Origin of the sequence: Bariatricus sp. SGI.019 (assembly GCF_050315235.1) — a bacterium.
In the GTDB taxonomy this organism is placed as follows: domain Bacteria; phylum Bacillota; class Clostridia; order Lachnospirales; family Lachnospiraceae; genus JAFBIX01.
Genome location: NZ_JBNPOQ010000006.1, coordinates 87,224 through 106,147 on the forward strand (window position 1 = coordinate 87,224; position 18,924 = coordinate 106,147).

27 protein-coding genes are annotated in these 18,924 nt (G+C 38.1%); 24 read left to right on the plus strand and 3 right to left on the minus strand.

Annotated features, from left to right (window positions below):
• From ACQRD1_RS05200 to ACQRD1_RS05295, 20 genes are all read left to right on the plus strand, one after another.
• Positions 1-183 (plus strand): excisionase, encoded by a 183-nt coding sequence (locus tag ACQRD1_RS05200; RefSeq protein WP_028088126.1) that lies wholly within the window; start codon positions 1-3, stop codon positions 181-183.
• Between the two features lie 100 nt (positions 184-283).
• Positions 284-1,531, plus strand: coding sequence for a tyrosine-type recombinase/integrase (locus ACQRD1_RS05205; RefSeq protein ID WP_235233052.1), 1,248 nt, complete (start codon positions 284-286; stop codon positions 1,529-1,531).
• A gap of 768 nt (positions 1,532-2,299) precedes the next feature.
• Entirely contained in the window at positions 2,300-2,635 is a 336-nt protein-coding gene (locus tag ACQRD1_RS05210) for a hypothetical protein (RefSeq protein WP_235233053.1), read from the plus strand.
• Positions 2,636-2,720: 85 nt separating this feature from the next.
• Complete coding sequence (locus ACQRD1_RS05215) at positions 2,721-3,353, plus strand: TetR/AcrR family transcriptional regulator (RefSeq protein WP_235233054.1); 633 nt, start codon at positions 2,721-2,723, stop codon at positions 3,351-3,353.
• Between the two features lies 1 nt (position 3,354).
• Entirely contained in the window at positions 3,355-4,203 is an 849-nt protein-coding gene (gene rsgA, locus ACQRD1_RS05220; RefSeq protein WP_235233055.1) for a GTPase RsgA, read from the plus strand.
• 7 nt (positions 4,204-4,210) lie between these two features.
• Positions 4,211-4,522, plus strand: a complete 312-nt coding sequence (locus tag ACQRD1_RS05225) for a hypothetical protein (protein ID WP_328282603.1) — start codon at positions 4,211-4,213, stop codon at positions 4,520-4,522.
• A gap of 6 nt (positions 4,523-4,528) precedes the next feature.
• Positions 4,529-4,843, plus strand: a complete 315-nt coding sequence (locus ACQRD1_RS05230) for a GNAT family acetyltransferase (protein ID WP_328282604.1) — start codon at positions 4,529-4,531, stop codon at positions 4,841-4,843.
• Between the two features lie 117 nt (positions 4,844-4,960).
• Positions 4,961-5,917 carry a helix-turn-helix transcriptional regulator gene (locus ACQRD1_RS05235; RefSeq protein WP_235233056.1) on the plus strand — a complete coding sequence of 319 codons (957 nt, stop codon included), beginning with the start codon at positions 4,961-4,963 and terminating at the stop codon, positions 5,915-5,917.
• Positions 5,877-6,503 carry a type 1 glutamine amidotransferase family protein gene (locus ACQRD1_RS05240; protein ID WP_235233057.1) on the plus strand — a complete coding sequence of 209 codons (627 nt, stop codon included), beginning with the start codon at positions 5,877-5,879 and terminating at the stop codon, positions 6,501-6,503. The genes ACQRD1_RS05235 and ACQRD1_RS05240 overlap by 41 nt, the downstream gene beginning before the upstream one ends.
• A gap of 14 nt (positions 6,504-6,517) precedes the next feature.
• Positions 6,518-6,868 (plus strand): TIGR04076 family protein, encoded by a 351-nt coding sequence (locus ACQRD1_RS05245; RefSeq protein ID WP_235233058.1) that lies wholly within the window; start codon positions 6,518-6,520, stop codon positions 6,866-6,868.
• 7 nt (positions 6,869-6,875) lie between these two features.
• On the plus strand, positions 6,876-7,514 hold the full coding sequence (locus tag ACQRD1_RS05250) for a GyrI-like domain-containing protein (protein ID WP_235233059.1): 639 nt from the start codon (positions 6,876-6,878) through the stop codon (positions 7,512-7,514).
• Positions 7,515-7,562: 48 nt separating this feature from the next.
• Entirely contained in the window at positions 7,563-8,309 is a 747-nt protein-coding gene (locus tag ACQRD1_RS05255) for an N-acetyltransferase (protein ID WP_235233060.1), read from the plus strand.
• A gap of 103 nt (positions 8,310-8,412) precedes the next feature.
• Positions 8,413-9,126, plus strand: coding sequence for a lantibiotic protection ABC transporter ATP-binding protein (locus ACQRD1_RS05260; protein WP_235233061.1), 714 nt, complete (start codon positions 8,413-8,415; stop codon positions 9,124-9,126).
• Positions 9,119-9,850, plus strand: coding sequence for a lantibiotic immunity ABC transporter MutE/EpiE family permease subunit (locus tag ACQRD1_RS05265; protein ID WP_235233062.1), 732 nt, complete (start codon positions 9,119-9,121; stop codon positions 9,848-9,850). Before ACQRD1_RS05260 ends, ACQRD1_RS05265 begins: the two co-directional genes overlap by 8 nt.
• A 2-nt stretch (positions 9,851-9,852) precedes the next feature.
• Positions 9,853-10,596, plus strand: a complete 744-nt coding sequence (locus tag ACQRD1_RS05270; RefSeq protein ID WP_235233063.1) for a lantibiotic immunity ABC transporter MutG family permease subunit — start codon at positions 9,853-9,855, stop codon at positions 10,594-10,596.
• 9 nt (positions 10,597-10,605) lie between these two features.
• Positions 10,606-11,268: a response regulator transcription factor gene (locus ACQRD1_RS05275; RefSeq protein WP_235233064.1), complete on the plus strand. Its 663-nt coding sequence runs from the start codon at positions 10,606-10,608 to the stop codon at positions 11,266-11,268.
• Positions 11,256-12,635 (plus strand): sensor histidine kinase, encoded by a 1,380-nt coding sequence (locus ACQRD1_RS05280; RefSeq protein ID WP_235233065.1) that lies wholly within the window; start codon positions 11,256-11,258, stop codon positions 12,633-12,635. The genes ACQRD1_RS05275 and ACQRD1_RS05280 overlap by 13 nt, the downstream gene beginning before the upstream one ends.
• Positions 12,636-12,645: 10 nt before the next feature.
• Entirely contained in the window at positions 12,646-13,170 is a 525-nt protein-coding gene (locus ACQRD1_RS05285; protein ID WP_235233066.1) for an aspartate/glutamate racemase family protein, read from the plus strand.
• Entirely contained in the window at positions 13,061-14,170 is a 1,110-nt protein-coding gene (locus tag ACQRD1_RS05290) for a hypothetical protein (protein WP_235233119.1), read from the plus strand. Before ACQRD1_RS05285 ends, ACQRD1_RS05290 begins: the two co-directional genes overlap by 110 nt.
• Positions 14,171-14,391: 221 nt before the next feature.
• Positions 14,392-14,916: a YgjV family protein gene (locus ACQRD1_RS05295; protein ID WP_235233067.1), complete on the plus strand. Its 525-nt coding sequence runs from the start codon at positions 14,392-14,394 to the stop codon at positions 14,914-14,916.
• A 10-nt stretch (positions 14,917-14,926) separates the two neighbouring features.
• On the opposite strand, the gene ACQRD1_RS05300 is transcribed toward ACQRD1_RS05295, so the two are convergent.
• From ACQRD1_RS05300 to ACQRD1_RS05310, 3 genes are all read right to left on the minus strand, one after another.
• Complete coding sequence (locus ACQRD1_RS05300; RefSeq protein ID WP_420370575.1) at positions 14,927-15,349, minus strand: CPBP family glutamic-type intramembrane protease; 423 nt, start codon at positions 15,347-15,349, stop codon at positions 14,927-14,929.
• Positions 15,350-15,373: 24 nt separating this feature from the next.
• Entirely contained in the window at positions 15,374-16,426 is a 1,053-nt protein-coding gene (arsB, locus tag ACQRD1_RS05305) for an ACR3 family arsenite efflux transporter (RefSeq protein WP_235233068.1), read from the minus strand.
• Between the two features lie 93 nt (positions 16,427-16,519).
• Positions 16,520-16,843, minus strand: a complete 324-nt coding sequence (locus ACQRD1_RS05310; RefSeq protein ID WP_235233069.1) for an ArsR/SmtB family transcription factor — start codon at positions 16,841-16,843, stop codon at positions 16,520-16,522.
• Between the two features lie 176 nt (positions 16,844-17,019).
• Between ACQRD1_RS05310 and ACQRD1_RS05315 the strand changes: the two genes are divergently transcribed.
• From ACQRD1_RS05315 to ACQRD1_RS05330, 4 genes are all read left to right on the plus strand, one after another.
• Positions 17,020-17,337, plus strand: coding sequence for an ArsR/SmtB family transcription factor (locus ACQRD1_RS05315; RefSeq protein ID WP_235233070.1), 318 nt, complete (start codon positions 17,020-17,022; stop codon positions 17,335-17,337).
• 80 nt (positions 17,338-17,417) lie between these two features.
• Positions 17,418-18,356, plus strand: coding sequence for a CobW family GTP-binding protein (locus ACQRD1_RS05320; RefSeq protein WP_427786996.1), 939 nt, complete (start codon positions 17,418-17,420; stop codon positions 18,354-18,356).
• 9 nt (positions 18,357-18,365) lie between these two features.
• On the plus strand, positions 18,366-18,596 hold the full coding sequence (locus ACQRD1_RS05325) for a thioredoxin family protein (RefSeq protein WP_235233072.1): 231 nt from the start codon (positions 18,366-18,368) through the stop codon (positions 18,594-18,596).
• Positions 18,597-18,670: 74 nt separating this feature from the next.
• Positions 18,671-18,883: a (2Fe-2S)-binding protein gene (locus tag ACQRD1_RS05330; RefSeq protein WP_235233073.1), complete on the plus strand. Its 213-nt coding sequence runs from the start codon at positions 18,671-18,673 to the stop codon at positions 18,881-18,883.
• Positions 18,884-18,924: the final 41 nt, after the last annotated feature.

Sequence of the window (18,924 nt, forward strand, 5' to 3'; positions counted from 1 at the left end):
ATGGAGCAAGAAAAGGTACTTTTAAATGTAGAAGAAACAGCAGCTTACTTGAATCTTGGGATGACGAAAACTAGAGAATTGATGAGAGAAAATGAAAAAATATTTGTTGTCAGAATTGGCAATCGTAATTATGCACATAAGCTCTTACTCGATAAATGGCTGTTGGCACAGGTCAGAAAGTAAGTCAAGAATGCGAAACAAAAATTCGCATGTTTGTTTTGCACGTTTATGAATGGTAATTTGAAGGAGCAACAGATAAGAAGTTTTTCAGGAGGAAACAATTATGGCAAAAGCATTACCAAGAGGAGTTAGAGAGAAGAACGGTTCATATGAAGCAAGAGCGGTTGTAAACGGAATTAGAATCAATTTATATGGAACAGATCTAAATGAACTGATGGAAGAATTTGAAAAGGCAAAAGAAAATGCCAGGGATACATTGGATTATAGAAAAACCAGAATCACATTGAATGAGTGGTTTGAAGAATGGTTTTCAGAGGTAAAGCAACACCGGGTGAAGGAAACGAGTATTGCACCGATGAAAAATAATTTCAAAAGAACATTTGGCTTTTATATTGGTTCAATGAAGTTGAAAGATATTAAACCGTTGGATGTTCAGAGAGCATTAAATGCAATGGAACAGAATTATGTATCGCACAGTGCAATGCGAGAAGCATTGGGGCGTTTAAGAGAATGCTTAGATTTTGCATTAGGAAACCAATTGATTAAAGTAAATCCATGTTTGATTGTAGAAGTACCATGGACATTTAAACAATCAAAAGAAGAAATTGCATTAACCCAGGAAGAACAGGACAATTTCCTGAGTGAGATGGAGGATAGCTGGTATAAAGAAATGTTTTATTTCATGTGTCTGACAGGTGTCCGAGTTGGAGAACTTGGTGGAATGAAATGGAGCGATATAGATTTTAAAAAGAAAGTAGTTCACGTCAGACGTTCCTTGAGTTGTAGTTATTATAATGGAGAAAAGAGAATGATGCTTGTAACTCCTAAAACGGTAAATTCAATCAGAGAGATTCCGTTTTTAGGAGAAATGGAAGAAATATTAAAAGCTCAGAAGAAAAAACAGAATAAGCTAAAAGAGGAACTGGGCAGTCGCTGGAGAAGTACGGATGATTTAAAAGATTTGGTATTTACAACAGGTATGGGAAGTCCCTGTGTCAGATATGTTGTAGAGAAAGAAATAAAAAAGGCTTTAAAGAGAATGAGAGAAAAAGAAGGAGTTCTGGCAGTACAAGAAAATAGAGAACCCAGAGAGATCAGGGACTTCCACCCACATAGTTTACGACATACGTTTGCTACAAGATGCTTTGAAAAGAAAATGGAACCGAAGGTTGTCCAGAGGTTGATGGGACATTCGAGTATCAGCATCACATTAAACATTTATACACATGTCTTGGATAATATAATGGAAGAAGAAATTAAGAAATTTGGAGTGGCGAAGACACAGACACCGGAAGAATATTATAATGAAGAAATTCGAAAAGTGAGAATTTCAGCTATGAGTCATTGCTGATTATAAAGTTGGGGAACGAAAATACTCCCCAACTTTATAAAAAGGATTCCCCAAATAAGAAAAAATGAAATTGAAATCAAGCAACAAATGCTCAGAATCATTCCCCAACTTAAAAAATTGGGGAACACAGGAAATCGTTAATTAGCCGGAAAGACCAATTTCTTGAAAATACTGATAAATACATAGCTGTATTATATATAAGTAGCAATACAGGCAGAATATAATTTCAAAGTTCACAAATCAGGCTGGAATGTAATCCAAAAGTCGCAAATCAGATGAACGCATAATGCAAACTTTGCATTAGAATTATGATGAAGATAGACCCCTATAAATAGTGATTATGCTATTTATAGGGGTTTTCTGTTCTTATGGAAAATATCTTTGAATGAATACATATAATAAAGGATAATATACTTATAAAAAGAGATATTAATTATGGTCGGGTCAGAGACCTAAAACCTGTCTCAGCGGTCGGGATGGAGACTGAAAACCCATTCCATCGCAGAATAAACTGTGAAAAAATAGTAAGAGGATGGCTACCCAGTCATCCTTTTACTTTTCGGAGGGGTTAGTGGAAGAACAAAAGAGTTTTAATAAATGATATGAAGGAACATTAGATGAATCCGATATATTTAAAGATAATACACAATACATGAGAACTGCTTTGGTTGCGGCAAGCGCTTTGTTCTCAGATTTGGGGGATAAACGAAAGTCGGAGTATTTAGAGAAGATAGTTTTTGACAATACCTTATTACCAAATGAGGTAAAATGAATTATATAAAAAATCAAATTTTACAGAATAATGCGATCGAAGCAAGGGCAAGGGCGATTAGATATTGTGACTATATTTTAGAGGGAAAGGCAACTCTGGAATATCGTAAACACTTTGTGTCTGTGCTTCACAATTCCGTAGAATTATTTGTAAAACAGTTAATGTTAAAAGCTATCGTTTTACTTATGAGATTATGGAATTTGCAAGAAAAATCAGTAATCAGCCATCGCTTGAAATGGTGGAACGCCATGGCAAGCAGCCGAAATCCATATATTGTGAAAATATTGATAGTCAGATTCAAATTCTTTAGGGATAATATACTTGACAAATAAACGACCGTTCACTAAAATGAATGTAAACGACCGTTCACTACAGCGAAGAAGGGAATTCAGTTACTATATTGTGGAGGGATATAATATGGTGGATACGAGGGAAAAGATATTGATGACAGCATTACAGTTATTTGCAAAAGATGGGTATGAAGCTGTTTCTGTTAGAACCATTGCAGAGGAACTCGATATGACGAAAGGTGCTTTATACAGGCATTATAAAAACAAGCGTGATATCTTTGATTGCATTGTAGAAAGAATGATACAGATTGATGCTCAAAGAGCAAGGGAATACCATATGCCGGATGAGGCATATGATACTAAGCCGGATGTTTATGAAAATACTACTTTGCAGAGTATTCAAAAGTATACCGTTGAACAATTTAGGTTCTGGACAGAAGATGAGTTTGCATCCTACTTTCGTAAAATGTTAACTTTGGAACAATACCGGAATAAAGAAATGGCAGAACTTTACAGCCAGTGTATTGTCGAAGGACCGGTTGCCTATATGGAAGATCTGTTCCGTGAACTGATTCAGAAAGAGGTATTGAAAGAGGAAAATCCCAGACAGCTTGCAGTAGAATATTTCGCCCCACTTTTTCTTCTTATCAGTATGTACGATAAAAGCGGAGAAGGTGAGGATTATGCTACAATTCTCAGCAATCATGTAAAACACTTTACTGAGAATTACGTTAAGGATTCAGGAGAGGAACAAGAGTAATATGGGAAATGAGATTATTATGAGACAGTATGGTCTGTCTGAGACAGTCGAAAAGTTGGCCGAACGTTTTGCGGATTTGACTGTTTCGAGAATTCTTTCACAGGAAAAAGGAGTATATCGGCTGATTTCTTCCCAGGGAGAAAAATGGGGAGAAATATCGGGCAGATACCATTATGACGTACAGGCAAAATCAGATTATCCGACAGTAGGTGATTTTGTTATGGTTGACTGGAACAAAAGTGGCGGAAATGCAGTGATTCATTATGTTCTTCCGCGAAAAAGCTCCTTTATCCGAAAAGCTGCTGGTGAAAAAAACGAGGAGCAGGTCGTTGCCACCAATATTGATACTGTATTTTTGTGTATGTCCCTGAATAACGATTTTAATCTAAGGCGTTTAGAGCGCTATGTCGCGATTGCCTGGAACAGTGGTGCAGTGCCCGTTGTCGTCCTGACAAAAGGCGATTTGTGCGAGAATCCAGATAGTAAACTGATTGAAGTATCCTCTCGTGAACTGACTCTTTTGCCATCCGGCGGTATGGTGATTGATACACCGGGGATGCGTGAACTGGGGATGTGGGATGCCGGAGACGGAATCGATCAGACTTTTTCGGATATTGAGAAGCTGGCACAAAAGTGTCGCTTTCGTGATTGCACTCATTCCGGCAGTGAGCCAGGGTGTGCAGTACAAGAGGCGGTAGAGCGTGGTGAATTACCGATCGATCGACTTCGCTCTTATCAGAAACTGATGAATGAGAATCGGTATGTGAAAGATACACAAGGTTATTTGGCTGAGAAAAGGCAAAAATTTAAGAACATTGCAAAGATCAATAAAAGGAATAGGAAAGGATAAAGAAAAAATGAATACAGGCAACATTATTATTCGTTTAGAGAAAAAAGAAGAATATCGGGAAGTAGAAAATCTGGTAAGAGAAAGCTTCTGGAATGTATATCGTCCGGGATGCTTTGAGCATTATGTGTTAAATCAGCTGCGAGATGATCCGGCTTTTGTTCCGGAACTTGATTTTATCGTGGAACAGGATGGCAAGCTGATTGGTCAGAACATGTTTATGAGAGCAAATATCAAAGCTGATGATGGCAAGACTATCCCCATCATGACGATGGGACCGATCTGCATTACCCCTGAACTGAAAAGAAAAGGGTATGGATAGATTTTATTGGATTACTCTCTGGAAAAAGCGAAGGAGCTTGGCTGTGGCGCTGTTTGCTTTGAAGGAAACATTGATTTTTATGGAAAGAGTGGTTTTACTTATGCCAGTGAATTTGGCATTCGTTATCATGGTTTGCCGGAAAGCGAAGATGCCTCCTTCTTTTTGTGTAAGGAATTGATTCCGGGATATTTAGATGGGATTACAGGTGAGTATGCGACACCACAGGGATATTTTGTGGATAAAGCTGAGGTGGAAACATTTGATAAGGAGTTTCCGGTAAAAGAAAAATTGAAACTCCCGGGTCAATTATTTCAGGAGTAGTTTTCAAAAGATAGGATTTTGAATGTAACACCTTATTTTTTGTGTATAATATAAATTGAACATGACATATAGATGTCGTGTTATAGGTGGTATGATGAATCAGGAAGTGAAAGTGATATGAAAATAGATAGGCTTATCGGTATTCTTTCTATTCTTTTACAGGAAGAGAAAATAACTGCTCCGGAATTGGCAGAAAGATTTGAGGTTTCAAGAAGAACAATAAACAGAGATATTGAAGATTTATGCAAAGCTGGTATTCCGATTTTTACATCACAGGGTGCAGGCGGTGGTATCAGCATAATGGAAGGTTATAAGATGGATCGAACGATTCTGTCATCGAAGGATATGCAGATGATCATGGCAGGTCTTCGAAGTCTTGATAGCGTAAGTGGCAGCCATTATTATGTTAGGCTTATGGAAAAGCTCAAGGCTGGATCATCTGATTTTGTCAGTGGAAATGAGTCTGTTCTTATCGACCTGTCATCATGGAATAAGGATTCTCTGTCACCAAAGATTGAGCTGATTCAGGATGCTATCGAGCTTGGGAAGACCTTAAGGTTTAAGTATTATGCTCCGGGCGGTAATACGGAGAGGGAAATGGAACCGTATTTTCTGATCTTCAAATGGTCAAGCTGGTACATCTATGGATATTGTCTGCTAAGGAACGACTATCGTATGTTCAAACTGAATCGAATGGCAGAGCTTAAGCATGGCAGAAATTTTGAAAAAAGAAGTGCAGTGCCAATGCCAGATTTATCAAATGAGAAGGTGTTTCCGCCACAGGCAAAAGTAAAAGCAGTTTTTCATCCGTCAATGAAATGGCATCTTATTGAAGAATATGGTATAGAGTCATTTGCAGAGATGCCGGATGGAAATCTTCTATTTGAACATGATTATGCGGATGATGAGGGGCTGTTGTCCTGGATACTTTCATGTAGGGACACGGTCACTGTTCTTGAACCAGAATCTATAAGGGAGAAACTGTTTCGTATCGCTTCTGAACTTGCAGAAAAATACAGGAAAGAAGGACAAAATGACAACGGTATATGTTTATGTAATGAATACAATGGCTGATTGCGAAATTGGCTATTGTCTTGCGGAACTTCATTCAAAAAGGTTTTTCAGGAAGGACGCCAGAGAGATTTCGGTGAAAACAGTATCTCTTTCAAAGGAGCCGGTGAAATCCATGGGAGGTCTTACGATTGTTCCGGACCTGACGATAAAGGATGTCCAGGCAAATAAAGATAATGTGCTGATTCTTCCCGGATCAGACAGATGGAGTGAATCTGAAAACTCCCCGATTCTTGGGATTGCTAAGCAATTCCTGGAAGCCGGAGGACTGGTTGCTGCAATATGTGGAGCTACCGTAGCACTGGCAAATATCGGGATTTTGGATGATAAGAAGCACACGAGCAACGGAGCAGGTTTCTTAAATATGTTTTGCCCGGAGTATATGGGAACAGACCATTATATTGATAAGCCGGCTGTCAGAGACGGAAATTTGATAACAGCTGCAGCTACAGGCGCACTTGATATGACAAGATTGATTTTGGAATACCTGGATTTATTTGCGGCAGATACATTGGAACACTGGTATGCGTATTTCAGTACAGGCAACGCAGATGAATTTTTTGCTATGATGCAGAGTCTGCAGAAATAAGGGGGACTAAGGTAATGAAGAAATGGTATGATGAAGAATATAGATTTTCAATAGAGGTAACAGGTTTTCTGCGAGGCGACCATACAGAACACCTATGCAGGAACGGTGAAGAAATAGGTGATAAATACACCTGTACCTACGGCTGTCCTGTGAATGAGCAGGGCTATGGAATATGTTCTAAAATGATGCAGATCCTTTACGGTGATATGCAGGCTGTTAGAAGTGGCGGAGATTTAACACTTATTGGAGGAATTGAAGCAAATGTGAAGGAATATGTTTGTCCGGACGGATGTGTATGCTTTCGAATGACAGTCGAAAAGACAGGCGCAGAGAATTTTTACAAAGGTAAATATTATCAGGAGTAGAGAGAAAATGGCATTTGATTTCAAGAAAGAATTTAAAGAATTTTACATGCCAAAGAACAAGCCGGAAATAGTGACTGTTCCGAAGGCAAATTACATCGCAGTAAGAGGAAAAGGTAATCCGAACGAAGAAGGTGGCGAGTACAAGCAGGCGGTAGGCATATTATATGCGATAGCATATACTTTGAAGATGAGCTATAAGTCAGATTATAAGATAGAAGGATTTTTCGAGTATGTAGTACCGCCGCTGGAAGGTTTTTGGTGGCAAGACGGAGTGGATGGCTGTGATTACAGTATAAAAGCTGAGTTTTATTGGATATCAGTCATCAGACTTCCGGATTTTGTGACAAAGAAGGATTTTGATTGGGCGGTGGGAACTGTATCTGCGAAGAAAAAAATGGATTGTTCCAGAGCCGAATTCCTTACAGTTGATGAGGGGTTGTGTGTTCAGATTATGCATCACGGACCTTTTGATGATGAGCCCGCAACTGTTGCAATTATGGATAAATATCTGGAAGATCATGGATACCGCAATGACTTTAGCGATGACAGGTTTCACCATGAGATATATATGTCTGATGCAAGAAAGGTTGCTCCTGAAAAGTGGAAGACTGTAATCAGGCATCCAATATGTAAAAAATCATTCTAATATAGAATAATATAGACACTTGAAGAGCGTTGAGGGAGGGAATTTCAAATGGAATTTATCCAAGTTACAAAAGATAATTTGGAAAAAGAGCACATCTGCTGTGCAATCTCAAATAATAAGGATGTACAGGTTACATCGAAAAAATCATGGCTTTCGGAACGATTTGATGAAGGCTTGGTTTTCTTGAAAAGTGAAGAGAGAGGAAAATGTTTTATCGAATATATTCCTGCAGAGTATGCGTGGAACCCAATTGATGCCAAAGGATATATGTATATTGATTGTTTGTGGGTTGCAGGTTCTTTCAAGGGACATGGGTACGCAAACGAACTGCTCAATTATTGTATGGAAGATAGTAAACAGAAAGGAAAGAAAGGACTTTGCATTTTATCGTGTGCGAAAAAGAAACCGTTTCTTTCAGATCCTAAGTTCTTGAAATATAAAGGATTTGACCCCTGTGATGAAGCAGACAATGGAGTACAGCTCTGGTATCTGCCATTTGAAAAAGAAGCAGAGCCGCCAAAGTTTAAGGAAAATGCCAGGCATCCGCATATCGATGAAAAAGGCTATGTTCTTTTCTACACATATCAGTGTCCTTATAATGCAAAGTATGTTCCTGTTTTAGAGAATCTTGCAAAAGAAAAAGATATCAGATTTAAGGCGATTCATATAAAGAGTAGAGAAAAAGCTCAGAATGCACCAACACCGATTACAACCTATGCGTTGTTCTGTGATGGTGAGTATATTACAAATGAGCAGATGAATGATAAGAGATTTTTAAAATTATTATCAAAATAATAGTTAGGAACTCTATACCGAGAATGGTATGGAGTTCTTTATTAAATCTTTATTTTTTTCTGTTATCCTCTTTCTATAGAAACGAGAGAAAGAAGGTATAAGTATGGAAATGATGCTTCAAACGAAAGATCTTTGTAAGTCATTTAAGAAACAGAAGGCTGTAAATAAAGTCTCGCTAAATATTGAAAAGGGAAAAGTCTATGGGCTTCTTGGACCGAATGGGGCCGGGAAATCAACTACTCTGAAAATGATTACCGGTGTTTTAAAACCGACAGCAGGTGAGATTTATTTCGATGGAAAACCATGGCGCAGGGAGTCGTTGTCTGAAATTGGGGCATTGATCGAGAATCCACCAGTCTATGAGAATTTGTCTGCACGGGAAAATCTGAAAGTCCGGTCATTACTGCTTGGTGTGGATGAAAAAAGGATTGATAAGGTACTTAAGATTGTCTCTCTTGCAAATACAGGAAAAAAGAAGGTCGGGCAGTTTTCTCTGGGAATGAAGCAGAGGCTTGGCATTGCAATGGCGTTACTGGGCGAGCCAAAGCTTCTAATATTAGATGAACCCACGAATGGGTTAGATCCCATCGGAATCGAAGAACTCCGAGTGCTGATACAATCCTTCCCGGCACAGGGAATTACGGTCATACTTTCCAGCCATATTCTCTCGGAAGTACAATTATTAGCCGATCATGTGGGAATTATTTCAGATGGTATTTTAGGATATGAAGGACCAGTGGAACAGGGGGAGAATCTGGAAGAACTCTTTATGAATGTTGTAAGAGAAAACAGAAAGGCTGGTGAAGGTCGTGCTTAGTATTGTGAGAGCAGAATATCTGAAAACAAGAAAGTCAATGGGACGGGTACTGATCTGGGGATTTCCAATTATTACATTTGCTTTGGCATTTGTACTTACATTAGAAATGACAAATGCATATGCAGAGAGTGTCTGGAATTGGTGGTATACACTGCTGCTGCCCGGAATGCTTGCCATTATCTGCTATCTTTCCATAATGCGGGAGAAAAAAACAAGATACTATCATCTCATGACGCTTTCTATCAGCAAAAGAAAATTAGTGATGGGTAAAATCATCTATATGGGATGTGTGATTCTGGTGTCTGATATGATTATATTTGTGGGTGCCACTTTCGGAGGATTTCTATTGACCACCTGTGTTCCGTTCGGAGGAGCTTTGGCTGCAGTATTGGTTCTTACGATTACGCAGCTATGGGAGATACCGTTGCTTTTATTTTTAAGTGAACGCTTTGGAATGATTGTGGAATTACTGGTATGTTTGGTTCTCACGGTTGGAGGCGTTATCATAGCGCCGACAGGAAAATGGTATTTTTTTGTTTCATCCATCCCGATGAGGATTCTTTGCCCACTCCTTCATATATTACCAAATGGAATCAGAGCAGAAGAAGGCAATCCGCTTTTGGATGCGGGAGTCGTTTTCCCGGGGATTTGCATATCCATTATCTGGTTCATTGCTGCAACTTTTTTGTTCTTAAACTGGTTTGATAAGAGAGAGGGGAAATAGAAATGCTTAGAAGAAACCTCCATGCGGACTTGCTGAAAATGAAAGGGCTGTCCATTACGCTTGCGCATATTTTAATTCCTGTTATAACGAGTGGGGTGTTTCTGGCGTATTATGCTTTCTCTGCCTGGAATGAGAATACAAAAATCATTGCTTTCTACCAGGCAGTTGGAGCAGGATTCCCTGTTCTGATCGGAATATTTACTGCATGTATCATGGAACAGGAGCAAAATGCCGGAGCATACCAGAATCTGCTCACCTTACGAAAAAAGACAACAGCATTTTTGTCTAAGGTGATACTTTTGCTTATATTCAGCTTGTTTTCTGTATTTTTAGCAGCAGGAATCTTTTGCTTCGGGTTTCATAAAATCCTTGGGTGTAGTACAGTAAGTACAGGGACATATATGATGACAGTATTTGTTATGTGGTGTGGCAGTATTCCGTTATATATCTGGCAAATGCTTTTGGCCTTCCGATTCGGAAAAGGCGTGTCCATTGGAGTAGGAATTATTTCCGGACTTGTCAGTACATTAATGCTCACGAATCTTGGAATGTATGTCTGGAAGTATATACCTGTTTCATGGACCGGAAGATTACCATACACATATTTACAGACTGCTTTCGGAGAACCGGGAGCAATCGATGAAATGAAGTCTGTAATACCAGTATTTTGCGTATTTACAGTGATTACTATGGTATATTATTTATTCTGGTCATCCCACTGGGAAGGAAGTAAAATATCAGAATAGAGGGATAATATGGCGAAAATATTAGTAGTTGATGATGATACAGCAATCCTTGATATGATAGGAACAATTCTAAATAAGGATGGACATCTGGTCACAAAAGTAAGCAACCCGCTTGAGATAAATATGGAAAAAGTGAATCTTTATGATCTGATTTTGCTGGATATTATGATGCCCGGAATGGACGGATTCGTATTGTGTTCAAGAATCAGGCAGCTTGTTGACTGCCCCATTTTGTTTCTTACAGCAAAGACAGAAGAAAGCAGTCTGGTAAATGGTTTGTCATTGGGAGCAGATGACTATATCTGTAAGCCCTTTGGGGTTATGGAACTTCGGGCGAGAGTTGCTGCGCATCTTAGGAGAGAACACCGGGAACATTCTGTCAGAATGGTCGTTGGGCATGTCTGCTTTCATTTATCTTTCAAACAGATGATGGTTGATGATAAGGAAATTCCGCTTACAAAGGCGGAGTATGAAATCTGTGAGTTTCTTGCAAGAAACCGTGGACAGGTTTTTTCAAAAGAACAGATTCTGGAGCAGGTATTTGGATTTGACAGCGAGAGCAATGAAAGTACAATTACGACTCATATTAAAAATATAAGAACAAAGCTCTCAGAATTTCCTTGCATGCCGATCAAAACAGTCTGGGGGATTGGATATAAATGGGAAGAGTAGAAAAGAGAAGAAGCAGTACACTTAGTGGAATCTTTCTGAGGTATGTACTGGCTATGCTTGGACTTTTGTTAACTTTGGGGATATGTACAGCTCTTATATTTAATATTCTTGTGAACCTGGGAGGTATTTATCCGGCTAATTACGCAGAAAGAAAGATCAATGAAGCTTATGATACGATTCAGAATGCAGATGAAGTGACGGAGGAGATGATACCGGTTCTTTGCCGTTATGTCATTTTTTCTGAGGACGGCGAGGTACTTGGAGGAAATATGGCGGAAGATTCGGTGAAAATTGCGTGGAACGTTGCAAATCATGGAACCGCATCAGGAGACTATTTTTATAAGGTGATTCCGCGTCCGGACGAATCTGTTGTTCTGCAGTACAGCCTGACACCACAGTATCAGTCTGCGTTTCTCAGAGAACATTTTATCGAACCACAGAATCTGATGACGATCATAGTTATTCTGAGCGGAATTACAATGATATTGTTACCATCTCTAAGCTTCGGAAAAAAGATGAAACGAAAAATGCAACCGGTCATGAATGCGGTAGAGAGAATCAAGAATCAGAATCTTGAATATGAGGTGTCTTATTCCGGGGTGAAAGAGATTGATGATTGCCTGTCATCTATAGATGAGATGAGAAATGCATTGAAGGATTCCCTGGAACGACAATGGAAGACGGAGCAGGAAAAAAACAGACAAATGTCTGCATTGGCGCATGACATAAAAACCCCGCTTACGGTCATAAGAGGCAATGCAGAACTTCTTTCTGAAATGGAAATGACAGAAGAACAGAAAAAATATATGGATTATATCACGAGCAGTGTATTGCAGATACAAAACTATGTACAGACAATAATAGAAGTAACAAAGTCCGTAGATGGTTATCAATATAGATTCGAAAAAATAAGGACAGAAGATGTACTTGGTGACATCAAAAAACAAACATTAGGCCTCTCTGAAGTTTTTAATCTGAAAATTAACTGGGAAGAACAATATATCAGTGAAACAGCAAATATTGTTTACGACCAGGTTGTAAGGGCTGTTATGAATATTATTAAAAATGCAGCAGAACATACACCGAAAGGCGGAATAATAAATATTTATATCGAAGAGCAGAGTGGAGAGTTAATATTTACAGTGGAAGATACCGGCAGTGGTTTTACAAAAGAAGCACTGCTGCACGGAACAGAACAGTTTTTTATGGATGATGCAAGCAGAAGCGGCGGTGTGCATTATGGCATTGGACTATTTTCTGCAAAATCAATAGCCCAAACTCATGGTGGAAGAATATTACTCACAAATTCGAAAAAAAACGGTGGAGCAAAAGTAGAGATTTGTTTTCCTCTTTACTGTCCAAAATAAGAAGTAAAAAATGATATCTGAAGAATTGACACATATGGATGGAATAATTACCTATACACAATTAAAATATTTTTGTAAAATATGGTATAGCAGAGAAGGAGGTATTCTGGAGACAGTAGCAGAATATGCTTATTCAAGAGGTTATCATCGTGTTGGGCTTCTGGGGACAATCTTTACAATGGAGAAAGATTTTTTAAGAAATGCCTTCGTTCAAAAAGGAATTGAGGTTGTTGTGCCTGACTATGACACACGTGTGTTGGTAAATGAACGAATTTCCAAAGAACTGGAGTACGGAATTGTAAAGGATTCTACTATAGAAGAATTAAATCGTGTAATTTTTAGTCTGAAACACGTACATGGAATAGAAGCAGTTGGGAAAGATAAAAGCAATCGGTGCAACGACAGGACAGTTGAGAAGAATCGTTTTGCTGGAAGGATTTCTTGTTGCCGCAATCGCAGTTCCACTCGGACTTTTGACGGGTTCTCTGTTAGTCCGATACGTATTTGGATGTATTTTCAAGCTGTACCAGAATGAGAATATGATGATGTCTACGATTCAGGAACTGATTCAAAGAGGAGAAATTAAGCTGATTGTCCCGTGGATCTATCTGCTCGCAATCGGAGTTGCGATGCTTACGGTTTTCCTGTCACTACTTCGCCCTATGGGAATCGCTGCGAAGGTCTCTGAAGTGGAAGCTATGCGATACCGGAGTGAACAGACAAAGAAAAAAATCAGAAAAGGATACTCTGATATTACCGTCACTCGTCTTGCCATGATTTATCTTGCGGGTAATAAGAAAAAGAGCTTGATTACGATCTGTTCTATGGCCATTACAGGATTATTATGTATGGTGGTTGCAACGGTATTGTCATGCGCCGATCCAAATGAAGCGGCAGATCATTCAGTCATGGGAGAATATCAGATTGCTCCGATCATAGATAACAACGACAAAGAGCATCCGGAACTGGAGTGGAGTCAGGTGCAGCAAAACAATCCGCTTACGGAAGAATTAAGAGAACAGATTTTACAGATTGACGGAATCGATTCTGTGGAATGTTATCTGGGAAATGATGCGGAATCGGATGCATTTGATGGCAACAGAGAAGGAATGCTCGGAGTTCCTGAAAGCGGGAAAGAGTTACTGGAAGATGGTATCATAGAAGGAAATGCCACTTACGAGGAGCTAAAGAGTGGAAATAAAGTAATCATAGATAAGAATCTGCTCCACTGGTATCCGGACCTGAGCATAGGAGATGTTATCGATGTCGTAACCTGGGACGGTGGCGAGAAGTGTCGGAAACAATTGGAGATTGCAGCGATTGGAGACTATGATCTGGGATTTACAAGATATAATTATCTCATCATGGCAGAAGAGGGGCTTCGCTCCTTCAGCGGATATAATCTGAATATGTATTACCGTATCTTTGCAAACAAAAAATATGATGCAGATGTAGAAGCAAAGCTGAAGACGATTATTGAAGAAAATGGAAGAATTCAGATGGAGACCTGTTTTTTTCGTTCAGTGATAATATAAGAAAATGATTGGAAGAAAGGTGGAGAAAAGAGTGATATGAGAAACGAGATTAAAATGAAACAGTATGGTCTGTCCGAGATTTTTGAAAAGTTGGCGGATCAATTGCTCTGAGTTGTTTAATATGTTGATGAAAATATAGGATTGAATTATAATATTTCATAAGAGCAAATGAGATTATTTTGTGAAAAACTGGAACAACTAATCGGAAGGAGAAACGGCAGATGGAAAGTAATGTGGGGATACAGGCGATTGGACTGGCTGGTACGATGCTGTTTTTTATGTCTTTCCAATGTAAAAGCAACAAGAATTTGTTTAGAGTGCAGTTTTTATCATATTTGTGCTATACCACTCACCTTCTTTTATTAGGAGCGATTACAGGCGGAATAAGCTATATTTTAAATACTTTCCGTTCATTTTGTCTTGGAAGTAAGATAGAATTCGCACGTAGCAAAAAAATGTGCATGATTATTTGTACATTGCAGATTGCAGCACTTATTATTACTTGGTCAGGGTGGATATCTCTCTTGCCAGTTGCAGCAAATATTGCATCAACCATCGGAGGATATACATATAACGCACGCAAAATACGAATTGCAGGTATGTTTGTAAATTCTCCTCTGTGGATCATATACGATATCATAGTTGGTTCATGGGCAGGAATTCTAGATGAGATTTTCAGTGAAGGCTCAATGATCATCTCAATTGTTCGTTATGGATGGAAAAATCTTGACAAAGTTAATGAATAACCTCTGATTATTATTTATGATAATATTCCTTCATATGGAGGATGAGGAGTCCTGCGATTGCTGCTCCTATATATGCGACTGCAAGCCCTATTCCAAACTCGGAGGTAAAAAAATTTGTATATTTTCCGGTTACTGTTATAGAATCAAAAATTGACTGCACAGACTGCACAAATACATTATGACTGGCATGAATCAATACTGCGGGCCAAAAACTCGGTGCTTTTATACATAGATAATTTGCTGTAATCGTAAATCCCATTACCATGAGAAAGAAGCATAGCAAAGAATAGGGGATGTTTCCCTTGTTATAGTTCGAAAAAAGAATCACAGGGGCATGATATAAAAACCAGACACTGCCGATGATTACAGATGCCGTCTTAAAAGGTACAATCTGCCTGATGGAATACTTGCGAAGCGTTCCAATACCGGTGATTCATGCGAAACCATAAACATAAGATTACTTTTGGGGAAACCAGTGCGTAGTATTGTTTGCAATTTTTACCAGAGTTAACATTACAGGAACTTCTGTCAATACGCCGACTGTTGTGGCGAGTGCGGCAGGGCTGGTTGTACCAAACAATGCAACAGCGACTGCAACCGCCAATTCAAAGAAATTGGATGCTCCAATCATTCCGGCTGGAGATGCTATGTTATGTGGTAGTTTCAGTAACTTGCAGGCTCCATAGGCAATAAAGAAAATGAAAAATGTCTGTAAAATCAGTGGTATTGCAATCAGCACGATATGAAATGGATTTTCAAGTATCACTTCGCTCTGACCCATAAAAATCAATATGAGTGTGAGTAATAATCCAATGGTTGTTGCTGAATCAAATTTGTGGATAAATATATTTTCAAAATAGTCTTTACCTTTGTTTTTTGTTATCAATATCCGGGTGAGGATACCTCCAGCTAGTGGAATAACTACAAATAACACAACACTGAGGATTAACGTATCAAAAGGAACTGTTACGTTCGATACACCTAACAAGAACTTTACAATAGGAACAAAAGCAATCAAAATAATCAGATCATTTGTTGCCACTTGAACGACTGTGTAAGCCGGATTTCCATGTGTCAGTGTACTCCATACAAAGACCATAGCAGTACAAGGTGCCGCTCCGAGCAAAACTGCTCCTGCCAGATACTCGGTTGCCAGTTCTGGTGTGATAAATCCTTTAAAAATTATAAAAAAGAACAAGGATGCAAATCCATACATGGTAAATGGCTTAACAAGCCAGTTGACAATCCATGTGACAAATAGACCTTTTGGATTTTTGCCGACATTTTGTATGCTCTGAAAATCTACTTTCAGCATCATTGGATAGATCATAACCCAGATAAGTATAGCCATTGGGATAGAAATCCGGGCATATTCAAATTTGTTCAAAAGTGTCGGAAGTGCAGGAGCAAAATGTCCTAGCAGGACACCAACAATCATGCATAGGAATCCCCACACTGTCAGGAATCGCTGGAAAAAATTAATATCTGTATTTTTTTCTTCTTTTATCATATTCATTCCTCCTCAAATTGAATTATAGAAATTATTCTATTTGATGATCATATGAAAACCGATGCTGATTGTTTCTTAAAAAAAGCATCGGCTTCAATCGCAATCACAATGACTGATTTTATGGCATATACAGTCAGCCTTGTCTGAAAAAATGTGTCCGAGAGTCTGGTAAAATGAATCCAATTGTTCTTTGTTCAGGGAGTAGTAAGTATTTTTTCCATCTCTTCGATCCGTTATAATATTTGCCTCAATCAATACTCTCATATCATGAGACAACGTAGGCTGAGTGATATGGAATTCTTCCAGAATTTTGCATGCACACAATTCTCCACATGATAACATGTCAACAATTTTTAGACGTTTAGGATCTGAAATGGCTTTTAAAATCTTACCTAATTCTTTATATCTTTGTTCCAAATTGCTTACCCCTTACTTAATCATAGAAATATTTCTATTTGTTATTATATGCCCTTATTTAGAACAGGTCAATATCAAATTGAAAAAATTCTATATTTGTATTGACAAATATCTTTGTAAGTAATATTATGATCATACATAGAAGATGTTCGATGTATTAAAAAAGGGAAAAGATTATGGATATAGATTATATACAGTATTCGAAAATTTTTAAAGTTTTTTCTGATCCAAAGAGACTTAAGATCATTGATATGTTGTCTAATGGAGAATTATGTGCGTGTAAAATACAAGAAGAATTTCAGATTACACAGCCGACTTTATCTCATGATATGAAACTGCTTTGTGATGTAGGAGTTGTTATCTCACGAAAAGAAGGAAAGTGGATGCATTACTCTTTGAATTTGGAAAAAATGAATGAAATTTATAAAGTGATAGGCAAGTTAATGGTGCCAGATGAATTTCAGAAAATTGTAGATTGTGATTGTAATAAATAGATAATAACCGGCTTTATGCCGGTAAAAAAATATAAAATAAATAGAAAGATTTGAATGTATGAATGTAAGGAGGAAAAAGAATGGAATCTGCAAACACACAATTATATGTAGTGACAGGTTTTCTGGGTGCAGGAAAAACAACGGTTCTTTTGAAAATTCTAGAACAATTAAAAGGACACAGGGTAGGAATTATTCAGAATGAATTTGGAAAATTGGGAATAGATGGAACTATTCTGCGTAATGATGATATTCAGATGGTGGAGATTAACAGAGGTTCGATTTTCTGTTCTTGCCTGAAACTTAACTTCGTAAATGCACTGAGTGAAATGGCACAACAGGATTTTGAATATTTATTTGTGGAAAGTTCCGGTCTCGGAGATCCATCTAATGTGGAGGAGATACTTCAGGCAGCACAGGCAGTTTCGGGGAAAGAATATGATTTTAAAGGAGTTATCTGTTTGATTGATGCTGTGAATTTTATGGAGCAATTGGATGATCTGGAGACAGTGTATCGTCAGTTAAAGCATTGTCATCTGTCTGTTATTACAAAATCAGATCTTGTTGATAATGACAGAATTCAGGAACTCAGGAAGAAAATCAGAGAAATTAATCCGGTTTGCAAAATTGAAATCAGCAATATGGGGGAACTGGATTATGGATTTTTAAGGGAAGACTTACTTCTTTATCAATGGGCAGAAGGAGAAGAAACCACGAATTCAGAAGAGACAAAGCCGAAAACACTGTTTATGGACTTTGAAGGTGAAATCAAAAAGGATGTGCTTGTTTCGTTTTTGAATGAAATGATTCCATATGTTTATCGCATCAAAGGATTTTTCAAAATCGAAGGACAAGGCTGGAGTCAGGTAGATGTTGTGGGCAGTAAGATTGATTTCAAAGAATGTGACAGTTGTGAAAAATCACAGTTGGTATTCATATCTAAAATTGGTCCGGCGATTATTAAGAAAATATTTGCGGCGTGGGAAGATAAGGTTGGTTTAGAAATGAAGTTGCGAAATTAGGAGGAAACAATGAATATCAAAGTAATTGGTACAGGATGTGAAAAATGTGATAGGCTCTATGCAAATGTACAAGAGGCTTTAAAGATAACCGGATGTGTTGCTGAGGTTGAAAAAATAGAAGACTTAATGGAAATTGTAAAACTGGGGGTTATGACATCACCGTCAGTGATGATTGATGGGAAATTAGTAGTATCAGGCAGAGTTGCTAAGCCTGATGAATTGGCAAAGATAATGAAATAAGGATTTTTACAATCTGAATTTACTAATACTTATGGTTCAAGTGATACTATATAGGATAAGAAATGGAGTAGATTATGGAAAATAACGAACTTATATGCTATTGCGATAATGTGACTAAGGGAGAGATAATTGCAGCTATGGATCAAGGAGCAAAAACACTTGCTGATATCAAAAGAATGACAGGTGCGTGTTGCAGTTGTAAATGTTCTGAGTTGAATCCTAGCGGTAAATGTTGTGCACAAGACATTGCACTTGTAATGAGAGAATATTTATTGAGTAAAAAATAGGCTGATTATAAAATTGAGGAATGTGAGATGAAATAAATGGC